This window comes from Arachidicoccus ginsenosidivorans (genome assembly GCF_007971385.1).
In the GTDB taxonomy this organism is placed as follows: Bacteria; Bacteroidota; Bacteroidia; order Chitinophagales; family Chitinophagaceae; genus Arachidicoccus; species Arachidicoccus ginsenosidivorans.
Genome location: NZ_CP042434.1, coordinates 4,020,420 through 4,033,069 on the forward strand (window position 1 = coordinate 4,020,420; position 12,650 = coordinate 4,033,069).

Annotated in this window: 11 protein-coding genes; 4 read left to right on the forward strand and 7 right to left on the reverse strand. The window is 42.3% G+C overall.

The window, feature by feature from the left end; all coding sequences use genetic code 11:
* Nucleotides 1-239 precede the first annotated feature (239 nt).
* The 5 genes from FSB73_RS16180 to FSB73_RS16200 all read right to left on the reverse strand — a co-directional run bounded on the left by FSB73_RS16180 (nt 240) and on the right by FSB73_RS16200 (nt 7,180).
* Nucleotides 240-1,037, reverse strand: coding sequence for a Rossmann-like and DUF2520 domain-containing protein (locus tag FSB73_RS16180; RefSeq protein WP_146784486.1), 798 nt, complete (start codon nt 1,035-1,037; stop codon nt 240-242).
* A 525-nt stretch (nt 1,038-1,562) separates the two neighbouring features.
* Nucleotides 1,563-2,279 (reverse strand): LytR/AlgR family response regulator transcription factor, encoded by a 717-nt coding sequence (locus FSB73_RS16185; RefSeq protein WP_146784489.1) that lies wholly within the window; start codon nt 2,277-2,279, stop codon nt 1,563-1,565.
* A gap of 180 nt (nt 2,280-2,459) precedes the next feature.
* Nucleotides 2,460-3,527 carry a sensor histidine kinase gene (locus FSB73_RS16190; RefSeq protein WP_146784492.1) on the reverse strand — a complete coding sequence of 356 codons (1,068 nt, stop codon included), beginning with the start codon at nt 3,525-3,527 and terminating at the stop codon, nt 2,460-2,462.
* Between the two features lie 52 nt (nt 3,528-3,579).
* Nucleotides 3,580-4,398, reverse strand: a complete 819-nt coding sequence (panB, locus tag FSB73_RS16195; protein WP_146784495.1) for a 3-methyl-2-oxobutanoate hydroxymethyltransferase — start codon at nt 4,396-4,398, stop codon at nt 3,580-3,582.
* Between the two features lie 73 nt (nt 4,399-4,471).
* On the reverse strand, nt 4,472-7,180 hold the full coding sequence (locus FSB73_RS16200) for an FtsK/SpoIIIE family DNA translocase (RefSeq protein ID WP_146784498.1): 2,709 nt from the start codon (nt 7,178-7,180) through the stop codon (nt 4,472-4,474).
* A 153-nt stretch (nt 7,181-7,333) separates the two neighbouring features.
* On the opposite strand from FSB73_RS16200, the gene FSB73_RS16205 reads away from it, so the two are divergent.
* The 4 genes from FSB73_RS16205 (at nt 7,334) to FSB73_RS16220 (ending at nt 10,763) form a co-directional block, all read left to right on the forward strand.
* The gene (locus FSB73_RS16205; RefSeq protein ID WP_146784501.1) at nt 7,334-7,873 is read left to right on the forward strand and encodes an acyl-CoA thioesterase; all 540 of its coding nucleotides are present in this window, start codon (nt 7,334-7,336) and stop codon (nt 7,871-7,873) included.
* Nucleotides 7,874-8,073: 200 nt separating this feature from the next.
* Nucleotides 8,074-8,517 carry a hypothetical protein gene (locus FSB73_RS16210; RefSeq protein ID WP_146784503.1) on the forward strand — a complete coding sequence of 148 codons (444 nt, stop codon included), beginning with the start codon at nt 8,074-8,076 and terminating at the stop codon, nt 8,515-8,517.
* A gap of 47 nt (nt 8,518-8,564) precedes the next feature.
* Nucleotides 8,565-8,843 carry a hypothetical protein gene (locus FSB73_RS16215; RefSeq protein ID WP_146784506.1) on the forward strand — a complete coding sequence of 93 codons (279 nt, stop codon included), beginning with the start codon at nt 8,565-8,567 and terminating at the stop codon, nt 8,841-8,843.
* Between the two features lie 180 nt (nt 8,844-9,023).
* Nucleotides 9,024-10,763 (forward strand): UbiD family decarboxylase, encoded by a 1,740-nt coding sequence (locus FSB73_RS16220; RefSeq protein WP_225974082.1) that lies wholly within the window; start codon nt 9,024-9,026, stop codon nt 10,761-10,763.
* A gap of 239 nt (nt 10,764-11,002) precedes the next feature.
* Here the strand turns inward: FSB73_RS16220 and bcp are convergent, their stop codons facing one another.
* Together bcp and FSB73_RS16230 are read right to left on the reverse strand one after the other, a co-directional pair.
* Nucleotides 11,003-11,482 (reverse strand): thioredoxin-dependent thiol peroxidase, encoded by a 480-nt coding sequence (gene bcp, locus FSB73_RS16225; RefSeq protein ID WP_192904067.1) that lies wholly within the window; start codon nt 11,480-11,482, stop codon nt 11,003-11,005.
* Nucleotides 11,483-11,643: 161 nt separating this feature from the next.
* Nucleotides 11,644-12,546: a restriction endonuclease gene (locus FSB73_RS16230; RefSeq protein WP_146784509.1), complete on the reverse strand. Its 903-nt coding sequence runs from the start codon at nt 12,544-12,546 to the stop codon at nt 11,644-11,646.
* Nucleotides 12,547-12,650 lie beyond the last annotated feature (104 nt).

Consider the following 12,650-nt stretch of genomic DNA (forward strand, 5'->3'; position numbering starts at 1 on the left):
GCTATTTTAATGGAACATTATTATAACGGTGCAATAATAAAACATAATATTTGAAACGACCTTTATGACTGTCGCATTTTGGTAGAATTAAAAATCGGTATGTCAAAAGCAGCAACTTTAATAAGGGGCGGGTATGGCAAAACTTAAAATGGAAAAGCAATGAATCATTGTTATATAAGCAACCGCATCCGTGGCAACGGATGATTGGCAGGGTGTTTTTCTGGATATTTTTTTCTGTTCTATTCTGACTTATTTTGAAACACAGAACTTTCCATTATTTTTTCTGTCAGGAACTGATATACTTCTCTGGCCTCCGTATCGTTATACAGAATATTAAGATGTTTATCAATGGTAGATAGATCATTTCTGATGGCAGGGCCCGTCTGTAATAGAGCGGGACTAATCTTTTCTCTACTCATTCTATTGGTTGTTTCTGTAATTACAGGTAAAAGGCTGGAAAAATCAAGTCCTTCCTTTTTACAAAAATTTTCGGCAAGTGTATATAAATAATTTGGGTAGTTACTGCAAAATACAGCGGCTACATGCAGTTGCATACGCATTTTATCGTCAGCCCACCGGTAATTAAGCCTGGCCTGCTCTGCGAATTTTTCCAAAAAGGCTTTGCTCCTAGCGTCATTAGCATCTAAATAAAATGGGATTTCTGGGATGGAAACCGTTTCCTTGCGCAGGCTCTGCAGTGGATATAGAACGCCGTATTGGCTAAATTGTCTTCTAAAAGGTTTAAATACATCAATAGAAACGCCACCTGCAGTATGGACAATCATGGCGTCTCCAGGAATTACTAATTGAGACAACAAAACAGGGATTTCACGGTCCTGGATGGCAATAATATATAGCGAACCGTCCATGCGTAAATTTGCAATATCTATCGTGTAGGCGCAATTTAGTAATTCTGCCAGCTTTTTGGTTGAGCTTTCTGTCCTGCCCAGAATTTGGGTGATTGTAAGACCATTATCTTGAAATAGTCTACCCAGATTGGCCGCTACGCCGCCAGAACCGATGATAATTATTTGCATGATGATAATTTAAAGTGATTTGAATTTTGATCTTGAAGCTAAAAAACAGATGATCCTCAAGTGCTCAAAATTTTGATTTAAAGTCCAAAAGAAAGCACAGTTTCTCAGTACTAATTAACTTTAGCCATTATGGTTGCTTCTTTGTTGTGCTAAAATAAAACAACTGGAAGTATTTGGCTCACTCAAAATTACATAACTTTAATGTACTTGCAGACAGCTATTTGCTGCAGATAAAAAATGTTTGAAGCGTAGTGGGTACTTAAGACGTATTTGTACTTATTTTAACTGAAATTGAACACCCAGCAACAGTCAATGAAGTGGTGGGGTACCGCAATAAAGGTTACCTGATTTTTGGAAGGTAGATAAACAGCAAGACCCTATTGGTCGTATAACAACTTTGGAAATTATGCCCCCGCCAAGAAATGTTACTTATTTGAGGTAAACATATTACTCACTATCGAAGCTTATTGTAAATTCGTTAGCCGCATTTAATATTAATGTATGGGCAGTGCTTTGAGGGGGTATTTAGCTGCCACTCTCCTCCATCAATTTATTGAGCGTCTCCTGGACCTGCTTTTGATAGGTAATTGATACCGGAATTGTTTTTTCCTGGATGGTAATGGTGTTTTTATTCCAGCTGGTTACTTTTTCGATTCCAACAATGTAAGAGCGGTGCACCCGCATAAACTTCTCTGGTGGTAATTTCTCTGTTACGACCTTCATACTCATGTGGATCAGATACGGTTTGGGTTTAACATTGATCTTGATATAATCGTCCAAGGCCTCAATATAATCAATGTCCTTGTAGTTAATCTTTAACCACTGATAATTGTATTTGACCAGTAAAAATCCCTCCTCCGCTTCTTTTGTCTGCCTAAATCCTATCAGTTCTCTGGCTTTTTCGACAGCTGCCTGGAACCGACTAAACTCATAAGGTTTTACCAGATAATCCACTGCGTTCAAATTAAACCCTTCTACCGCATAATGGCTATAGGCAGTTGTAAAGATTACTTCCGGTTTAAGCGTAAGTTCCTTATAAAAAATAACACCATTTACATCCGGCATTTGGATATCTAAAAATAATAAATCTATCGTGCTCTTTTCCAGGTATTCTTTGGCTTCCATGGCATCAGAGAAGGTGGCATCGATTTGTAACCAGTCCAGCTTTTTGGCATACTGCTCAATTAACTGCAAGGCTAAAGGTTCATCATCGATGGCGATCGCATGTATATTTATGCTCATAGTTCCTTCCTTATATTATTTACTACTCACCTATTACTAAATGTCTAGCTGATCCATTGGAGTGCTCAGACGCTTCCAGTGAGGACGCCTTGTCCCGATTATGGCTAATGTCCGGCTTGGCAGCCAAAATCATTTAGTTTGGGTTGCCAGGCCCCACTAAGATAAGCAATATTATCAAATTTAGGCTACCTCAGGGATTATATCCAGCTCTAAATGAACCCGGTATTTATGATTAGTAGTAGTGATCTGGAGCTGGTAATTCTTTTTATATAACAGATCCAGCCGTCTGCGTACATTGACAATCCCTGTTCCCGTTCCTTCCGGCACATTCACTTTGGGTAACAGATCGTTGACACAAGTAAAAACCAGTTGGTTGCCGCGAATACGGATGCCTACTTCAATGAGTGTATTTTGGCGTGCGCTGACCCCGAATTTAAAGGCATTTTCTATAAAAGGAATTAATAGTAAAGGCGCGATTTTGATTTGCTCTGAGACGGTGTCGACTTTAAAAATAATCTGCACCTTTTCCGTGGAGCGAATCCGCTGTAATTCCAGATAATTATTAATAAAATTAACCTCATTTTGCAAAGGCACATATTCACTTTGGGATTCCTCCAGCGTGTAACGCATAATGCCAGAAAGCTTCATAACGGCATCAGAGGCTTTTTCGCTGCCACTAACCGTCAACGCGTAGATACTATTGAGTGTATTGAACAAAAAATGAGGATTGACCTGGGAACGAAGTAAAGACAGTTCCGTCTGCAGTTGTTGTTTAGAGACCTCTTCTTTGATCTTTTCGGCATAGAACCAACGCGCAATCAGCTTAGAAACACTGCTGAACGTAAATGCCAGTAAAAACAGTACAATAGGGCCTAGCCGGAAAAAATAAAACCAACGCCAGCCACGTGGCTTGCCTCTGTGGCGGGCAAAACCAGCAATGGTTTCCGAGGCATGAACCCAGATTTGATAAAATATGGTTAAGTAGAGCAAAAAAGCGCCTAAAACACATAAAAAATATACCAATGCCTTTCGTTTACCGAGTAATTTTGGAATTAATATACCCGAATTAACATAAAAAAACGCCACTAAAAACAAAATGGAGAAAATATATAGCTCCACAAACCTGGTGCTCTGAAAGGCGGATTGCCCTCTGTCAAAAGGGAAAAACAAAAAGGGCAGCATTAAAAAGCAGGCCCAGAATACGAGGTTGAAGACTAATTGTAATATTTTATTTTTTCCTGTTTCCATTTTGTAATTGTATGGATTGATATACCTCTTAAAGGTTTAAAACAGCGAAATGTTAATAAGACTCTTCACTACTGGGAAATGCGCCTGATTTTATATCCTTAATATACGTTTGAACGGCGCCAGTTATCTGGGTCTGTAGATCAAGGTATTTTCGTACAAAACGGGGATGAAAATCCTGATTGATGCCTAACATATCATGCATGACCAACACTTGTCCATCGCAGCCTTCTCCTGCTCCAATACCAATAGTAGGTATACTGAGCGACTGGGATACCTCTTTGGCCAGCGCTGCTGGTATTTTTTCAAGGACAGTCGCAAAAGCACCGGCTGCTTCCAGCGCCAGGGCATCGGTTTTTAATTTTTCAGCTTCTGCATCTTGCTTGGCCCGAACCGTATAGGTACCAAATTTATAGATACTCTGCGGGGTTAGTCCTAAATGTCCCATCACAGGGATTCCGGCACCGACAATCTTTTTTACCGCATCCACAATCTCAACACCGCCTTCCAGCTTTAAAGCGTGCGCACCGGTTTCTTTCATCATCCTGACGGCGGAGGCCAGCGCTAGTTCAGGATTGGACTGGTAGGAACCAAAAGGCAGGTCTACGACGACCAGCGCTCTTTTAACACCCCTGACCACGCTTGCGGCATGGTAGATCATTTGATCCAGGGTGATGGGCAGGGTGGTTTCATGACCCGCCATGACATTGCTGGCACTATCCCCTACTAAAATCACTTCCATTCCTGCTTGATCAAAAAGTCTGGCAAAAGAATAATCGTAGGCGGTAAGCATAGAAATCTTTTCTCCGGCGGCTTTTAACTTCTGGAGGGTATGTGTGGTGACTCTTTTAATTTCCTGGGTTGCTGCTGACATAAAAAGTGATATTTCTTTGGTGAGTTGCTGAAATTTAAATAATTGATAAGAAGCGCTTCAGGCTTCGATCCATTTAAGGTATATTATCTAGTAAAACCTGTAATTCTGCATCGGTTTTAATAAGGACATCCCTGGCCTTTGAACCTTGATTGGCACCCACTACACCTGCCATCTCCAATTGATCCATGAGTCTTCCGGCCCGGTTATAGCCCAGCTTCATGCGTCTTTGGATAAGTGATGTACTGCCTACCTGATTTTGAACAATCAGTTTAGCTGCGTCCTCAAACAAAGGATCCCGATCCTGGAGATCTGAACTCCCACCCGAACCCAATTCTTTTTCATCTATATATTCTGGGAGTAAAAATGCTTCCGGATAGCCTTGCTGCGCCCCAATATAATCACAAATCTGATCGACTTCCGGTGTATCTACAAAAGCACATTGCAAACGGGTAATCTCTCCGTTATAGCTAATCAGCATATCGCCTTTACCAATTAACTGCTCGGCACCTCCGGCATCTAAGATCGTTCGGCTATCAATCTTGGAGGAAACTTTAAAGGCGATACGCGCCGGGAAGTTGGCCTTGATGGTACCGGTAATGATATTTACAGAAGGACGCTGTGTTGCAATGATCAGGTGGATCCCCACGGCTCTGGCGAGCTGGGCCAGGCGGGCAATGGGCATTTCTACCTCCTTGCCGGCTGTCATGATCAGATCCGCAAACTCATCAATCACAAGGACGATAAATGGCAGGAATTGGTGACCTTTTTGTGGATTTAGTTTACGTTTAACGAACTTCTCATTGTATTCTTTGATATTTCTGCAACCGGCCTCTTTGAGCAGGTCATAGCGGTTATCCATCTCGATGCACAGCGCATTGAGGGTGGTGACCACTTTTTTCGTGTCAGTGATAATCGCTTCCTCCTCTCCTGGTAGTTTGGCTAGAAAATGATGCTCAATGGTACGGTAGATACTCAGTTCTACCTTTTTGGGATCCACCAACACGAATTTCAGCTGAGAAGGGTGCTTTTTATAAAGCAAAGAGACCAGCAAAGCATTTACCCCGACGGATTTACCCTGACCGGTTGCTCCAGCCATCAGCAGGTGTGGCATACTGGCCAGATCCACAATGAAATTTTCATTATTAATTTTCTTGCCAATAGCAATCGGCAAAGAGAATTTATTATTTTGGAATTTCTCAGAAGCAATCAGTCCACGCATGCTGACGATAGTCTTATTGATATTGGGTACTTCAATACCGATGGTACCTCGTCCTGGAATGGGCGCAATAATACGGATACCCAGTGCTGCCAGGCTAAGCGCGATATCATCTTCAAGATTTTTAATTCTGGAGATACGTACGCCCGGTGCTGGTACAATCTCATACAGCGTAACGGTAGGCCCTACAGTGGCAGAGATCCTTTGAATATGGATATCATAGTTTTTGAGCGTCGTTATAATCTGATTCTTATTCTGTTCCAGTTCCTCTGGATCATGGACGGACTTTTCAGTACCGTGCATCTCCAGCATATCAATGGTTGGATACTTATATTGACTCAAATCCAGGGTAGGCTCGTAATCGCCTTGTGCTACTACTTTAGCTGCCGGACTGTCCGCACCGACAATAATCTCTGAAGGGACTTCTTTAACATCTTCGCTGATTTCTAATTTAAAGTCTTCCGGATTAGCCTCCTTCATTTTTGACTTGGAAATACTATTATTAGGAGAGACAACAGTGGTTGAGGTTGTCGCCAGCGGTATCATGCCCTCTTCCCCTTGACCAGCACTGGCCGCCAGCTGTTCATTTACGCTGAGTGGCATTTCTCCCTGAGTGGCAGCCGCTGCTTTTTCAGACAGGGACAAACCAAGGCCATCCGCTGCAGCATCCTGATCAGGCATGGTAACGGTGACACTACCTGAGCCCTTAGCGTTATTTTTGAGCCTATTCCCCCCGTTCATACCTGGTTTTTCGATAAGTAGGGCAGCCTCCTGGGCTCCATCGGGATCTAATTCATTGTCATGGATATAATCATCTTCAGAAGTCTGATCCTCATTTTTACGCTTTTTGCGCCTGCGACCACCTGATTCATCGCCTTGTGCCTGTCCGTCTTCAAAATCATTTTCTGTGGCTTTAAAATCAGCAACCCTTCTTCTGAGGCTGCTGAGACTAAAGGCAGGGTCAAAACGCCAGATAACGTAAAAGAGTACGGCCAGCAGCAAGATGCAAAAAGTGCCCAGCGAACCAATCCATTTGATCAGCCATTGGGAGAGCAACTCTCCAGCACCACCACCCCATGCAAAGCCCGTGTGCAGAAGCTGGCTGTTAAGAAAGGCAAAGGCTACGCTCAGGATCAACAGACCAGCAATCACATATTTGATATTGCGTTTGAGGCTGAAAATCTTTTTGCCCGACATCAGATTTACACCCAGCACAAAAAAAGTTGTACACAGTAAAAAGGACGCCAGCCCGAACCCGTTGTAAATCAGGTTATGTGATGTGTAAGCGCCCAGCACACCAAATAGGTTGGATACCTTTACGTCCTCGGTGCTAAAGATCTTAATCCCGAAATTGACCACTTTGTCCTGGTCTTCTTTCCAGCTGAACAGATAGGAAGCAAAAGAAATGAATAGAAAAAAGCCGATCAAAAGCAAAGTGGCGCCCACGATCTTATAGGTTCTTTCATCTTTCACGAATTCTGATACAGAAACCTGCACCTCAGGCTCTTCTTTGAGTTGCTGGGTGGCAGGTTTTTGTTTAGAGGTTGTTTTTAACTTATTAGCCATAGTTAATTGAATACACAATAAAGCGGCAAATTACCGAATTTGCCCCGAATTTGAGCCCTTGTGGACAACCTTTGCCTTATTTATTGGGATTTCAGAGGGGATTACTGGTGGTTCAAGCAGGCAAAAACTTATATTTGCACGAAAATCAGCACTATGGAGGCAAAAAAAGCAGAAGATTCTCTAGTCGTAATGAATGAACTGGTGCTGCCTAATGATACCAATACTTTTGGCAATCTGATGGGCGGCCGATTAATGTATTGGATGGATATTGGTGCCGCCATGGCCGCTGGAAAGCATTGCAATAAACCTTGTATGACTGCCAGCGTGGATAATATCAGCTTTAAAAATCCCATCAAACTCGGCAATATCGTTCATATTGAGGTGAAACTGACCCGTGCTTTTAATACTTCAATGGAAGTTAGAATCCAGGTATGGGGTGAGGATCCACTACATAAGCATAAATATGCGAGTAATGAAGCCTATTTTACTTTTGTCGCTTTGGATGAACATAACCGGCCCAGTCCGGTTCCGGCACTGATCCCAGAAACAGATGAAGAAAAAGAGCAATATAAAGCCGCGCTCCGCCGAAGGCAACTCAGGTTGATTTTAGGGGGCAAAATGTCGCCTGACGATGCGACTGAACTAAAAGCTTTGTTTGTGCAAAATGCTGTAGGGCAAAATCAACAGGCCTAAAGTGTTACGACCCCGTTAGGACCGCTTCTACTAATAGCATTACTAACAACGACAAAATATAAAGGCAGTCACCGCGTTATTATTACCAGAGATTAAAAATTTTGTTGTTATGGAAGACAATCAAACACAAATAGCTGTTTATGTATATAAATATTAATAAATGTGTGTTATTCAAAAGACGCCCAACAGGCCAAAAGCAAATGATAAAACATCTGTCGGGTTTTGATCTACTAGGATTATTGACATTTGCGGTTATATTGAGTTGTACTGGCCCTTTGCAAGCGCAAAGCCTAACACAACGAATAGGTTTTGAAATTGGTGGCGGTGTGATGCGCTATGGCGGTTCAATGCCTACGGTAGATACAAGGGCGGCTGTCTCCTTTGGGCTCCACTATGAAATGACAGACAAGATTCACGTGCAACTAACTTATACAGCCTCAGAGGCAGGTGGTGGCGATTCCTCCCTTGTCAATAGTCAACATTTTGGCAATGATACCCGCAGCAATACTTATTACTTCAGGAGCAATATTAACGAATTTACCCTAACTGGATCCTATGATTTTTTAACCTCAATGAGGGGTATAAATTTACACCATACGTACTGGCCGGCGGTGGCCTATATAATTTTAAACCTTATCAGGTAGTACAATACACCAATGATAAAGGGGCGCTTAGAAAAGAAAACCTGGCGATGAAACAAGTGGAGCCTTTCACTAACTGGCAGGTGGATATTCCATTAGGGCTGGGCATAAAATGGGGCATATCTGCCAATACGCAATTAAAACTGGAAGGAAAATACAGGGTACTTTTTAATCCCTATCTGGATAATTTTGTGGCCGATGGCAAAGATGACCATTTTTACTCCATTTCTTTGGGCTTTATATTCAGACTAAGCAAAATCAGTGGCGGTTATGGCCGGCCGGCAGGCCGGGCCAGCAGAAAGGATTGCAATTGCCCACCGGTCTATTAATAAATTAATAAATAAAAAGCACGGCTGCTTTAGCGATCCTGCCTGAAAAAACAGGACAAAGGGCCTGCTTTTTGCGGGGCTTGTTTTATCAGATGCAAGAGGCAAACAATAAGTTCATAAAATATTCAACAATTACGCTTTAAAAGGCAGTGTATTAGCGTTTAAGTTATCGTATTGATTATGGCCTACAAAAGTTTACAAGAGGCATTGGAGGATCTGGAGCAGGCAGGCATGCTGATTCGTATCCATGATGCGGTAGATCCTTATCTGGAAATGGCATCCATCCAGCTGCGCGCCTATAAGGAAGGCGGCCCAGCCATTCTTTTTGAAAATGTCAAAGGCACTAAATATAAGGCCCTGGCCAATTTATATGGTACCATGGAGCGCTGCAAGTTTCTTTTTAGAGATACTTTGCCTAAAGTGCAGGATTTAATGTTACTCAGAGGTAGCCCCATGGAGGCCCTTAAAAAGCCGGTAACCGGTATAAAATCAGGTGTGGCAGCCCTGGCGGCCCTGCCACTAAAACTGCATACAAAGACAGCAGACCATTTTGACGAGATCAGTATCTCTGATCTGCCGCAAATTCAGCATTGGCCAATGGATGGCGGTGCATTTATTACCCTGCCTCAGGTGTTTTCAGAAAATCAGGATCGCCCAGGTGTGCTGCATGGTAATGTCGGTATGTACCGGATCCAATTGTCCGGCAATGATTACCTGAAAGACCAGGAAATAGGGCTACATTATCAAATCCACAGAGGTATTGGCATTCATCAGCAAATTGCTGAAAAAAATAACCAGCCATTAAAAGTAAGCATATTTGTGGGCGGTCCCCCTGCACATAGTGTGGCAGCCGTAATGCCGCTGCCTGAAGGTATTAGTGAACTTACTTTTGCCGGATTACTTGCCGGCCGCAGGTTCCGTTATTTTTATGAGGACGGTTATGTGATCAGCAGGGATGCTGATTTTGTGATTACAGGAGAAATTGCTCCAGGGCAGCTCAAACCAGAAGGTCCTTTTGGGGACCATTTAGGCTACTATAGCCTGGCACATCCTTTCCCCTTTTTAAAGGTTCATAAAGTCTTTGCCAAAAAAGAGGCCATCTGGCCCTTTACCGTAGTGGGAAGACCACCACAAGAAGATACGAGTTTTGGAGATTTAATCCATGAAATGACCGCTGGTGCGATTAGTCAGGAAGTGCCCGGGGTAAAAGCGGTGAATGCAGTTGATCAGGCAGGTGTGCATCCCCTATTGCTGGCAATTGGTACTGAAAGATACACACCTTATACAAAGGTCATGGAGCCAGCTGAGCTACTAACGCAGGCCAATCGTATACTGGGCACTGGACAATTGAGTCTTGCCAAGTATCTTTGGATTACCGATGATCCCGAAAATAAATTGTCCGTCAGGGATATCCCAGTTTTTTTTAAGTATATATTAGAGAGAATAGATCTAGGTCGAGATTTGCATTTTCAGACTTGTACCACGATGGATACGTTGGATTATAGTGGCGCTGGACTCAATAAAGGTAGCAAGGTTATTTTGGCCGCGACCGGCGCGGCGATCAGGGCCTTGGCAGATAAAATCCCCGAAGAACTTAAAAAAGCCTTACAGGATACGCTTTTACTGCAAGATTATCCAGTGGCACTTGTAATGCCAGGCGTATTAGCGGTAGAGATGTCAGCCGTTACAAACAAAGAACAAGCGGCTAATGATCTGGCTCGTGTTAAACAATTATTGGAATCACAAAAGGTGCATTTGACTGGCCTGCCTCTAATTGTGCTGACAGAAGATGCCCGTTATTTAGCGGACAATTTAGCCAACTTCTTATGGATTACTTTTACCAGAAGTGATCCGGCCACAGATATTGATGGAATAGAAGCAGCGGTCAATAACAAGCATTGGGCTGTAATACCGCCATGATTATTGATGCTCGTATTAAGCCACATCACGCACCTGCACTCACCCTGGACCCCGAAACAGAGGAAAAGGTTGATCGGCTGCTTCAGGCGTATAAAAAGTATTTCCCAAGGACGCTTCACTGAATTAGATCTTGTTTAGTAGTCGAATAGTCGTCGTCCAGTTGTTGTCCAGTAGATTTCCAATAATCCAGATGCGCTTAGAGAATGTGTATTGAATAAGGTAAAAATATTTTCTCAGCTTTATCCTTCCAGGGCTTCCCAGGTATCCAGCACTTGCTGCGCCTGGTTTTTGGTTTCTGGTTTGGTGATAATTGCTTTAATAATACCCTTTTCGTCGATTAAAAAGGTGGTTCTGTGAATGCCTAAAAAAGAACGACCCATAAATTTTTTGGCACCATATACCCCGTAGTCATTTAGGATTACTTTGTCCTCATCTGCGATGAGTGGGAAAGGTAGATCAAACTTTTGTTCAAATTTCTTATGGCTTTTAACGCTGTCGCCACTAACACCGATGACCTGATAGCCAAGACCAGTCAATGCATCATAATTATCTCTTAGATTACAGGCTTGCGCGGTGCAACCAGGTGTATTGTCCTTGGGGTAAAAGTATAACACAACTTTTTTGCCCTTAAAATCGGACAAAGAAATAACATTACCGTCCTGATCTACTCCTTTGAAAGCTGGCGCCTTATCTCCCGCTTTTAGTGTAATATCGCTCATATATTGAATTTAAATTTGTCTGCAGTCACGGCTGGTTATTATTTTTGCAGTGACCAGTTATTACTACAACTTCAAAGGTATTAAATGCAGCCAGGGGCGCCAAATGTTCTTTTTGGTACCTCTACTGCAGGTAAATCTTAAGGTTATTGGTTTGATTTGCACTACTCTCCTAAAAAATAAATGGGATGCAAGGGTAAATATGATTTTTGTTCGTCTGTCATTTTTGCGTAGTACTCCTGCCATAAAGAAACAAATCGCTCAAAATCGATCAGTTCAATATGTTCTCTAAAATCACGTGCTTCTTTTTTGGCTGGTTTGGAAAACTTGCCTGAGGTTACAAAAATCCCGACATCCGTATTTCTTTTTAAGGTACCTGCCAATTTTTGAATATCCTCAGCAGCAATAGCAGCTTCAGGCCGGTGTTTGACCTGGACAATGATTCTTGGTTGCCTGGTACCTAATGGGTCTGTATAGGCCAGAATATCTATGCCGTTGTCGGCACCTCTTTGTGCGACATCGGAAATGTGATAGCCCATAGCAGCAAGCAGCTCTGCTACGATATCTTGGAACTCATAGGGATTTTTATTTATGATAAAGTTTCTGATGCCATTAAATGCATCCTCCTCATACTGACTGAGTAGTGATTTTTGAACCTGGGCAGCATCCTGCTCATTAAAATCGCTTAAATCTGTCTGGACATCATCACCTACCTTTCTATTATTATCCCATTCTCTATAGAGTTTATTTGCAGAGCTAAGGAGTTTTTCCGGGCCAAGCTCAATTGCATGCTCCCCTTCCTGCGTTAAATACCATATTCCCTTTTGTTTACGCAAATAGCCAGCTTTCATGCAATCAATGGTATAGAAATGCAAAATAGATTCCCAGCGAATATAGCCTGACTTTTCAAAACGATGGGTTTCATATTCATCAAAATTAACCGTCTCTCTGATACGATCTATGACCTCTCTGGCCCTGAGTTCTCCGCCATTTTCCTTTAGTATTTGAAAGGTTGCGAAAATTGTTTTCTCCGCAATCTTCTGTGATTTTGATTTAGTTTTTGACATTTTTGAATTTATTTAGCCAGGTGCAAACAAGTAAATGCACTTCAAATGTATTTATTATGCCCTACTTTTATCCTTGTTTTATTGATGATTTCACAAAAAGAAGT

Coding starts and splice junctions, on each gene's coding strand:
- FSB73_RS16180 (WP_146784486.1), bottom strand. CDS start 1,037: ATGCAAATAATTATCATCGGTTCTGGCGGCGTAGCGGCCAATCTGGGT.
- FSB73_RS16185 (WP_146784489.1), bottom strand. CDS start 2,279: ATGAGCATAAATATACATGCGATCGCCATCGATGATGAACCTTTAGCC.
- FSB73_RS16190 (WP_146784492.1), bottom strand. CDS start 3,527: ATGGAAACAGGAAAAAATAAAATATTACAATTAGTCTTCAACCTCGTA.
- panB (WP_146784495.1), bottom strand. CDS start 4,398: ATGTCAGCAGCAACCCAGGAAATTAAAAGAGTCACCACACATACCCTC.
- FSB73_RS16200 (WP_146784498.1), bottom strand. CDS start 7,180: ATGGCTAATAAGTTAAAAACAACCTCTAAACAAAAACCTGCCACCCAG.
- FSB73_RS16205 (WP_146784501.1), top strand. CDS start 7,334: ATGGAGGCAAAAAAAGCAGAAGATTCTCTAGTCGTAATGAATGAACTG.
- FSB73_RS16210 (WP_146784503.1), top strand. CDS start 8,074: ATGATAAAACATCTGTCGGGTTTTGATCTACTAGGATTATTGACATTT.
- FSB73_RS16215 (WP_146784506.1), top strand. CDS start 8,565: ATGAAACAAGTGGAGCCTTTCACTAACTGGCAGGTGGATATTCCATTA.
- FSB73_RS16220 (WP_225974082.1), top strand. CDS start 9,024: ATGGCCTACAAAAGTTTACAAGAGGCATTGGAGGATCTGGAGCAGGCA.
- bcp (WP_192904067.1), bottom strand. CDS start 11,482: ATGAGCGATATTACACTAAAAGCGGGAGATAAGGCGCCAGCTTTCAAA.
- FSB73_RS16230 (WP_146784509.1), bottom strand. CDS start 12,546: ATGTCAAAAACTAAATCAAAATCACAGAAGATTGCGGAGAAAACAATT.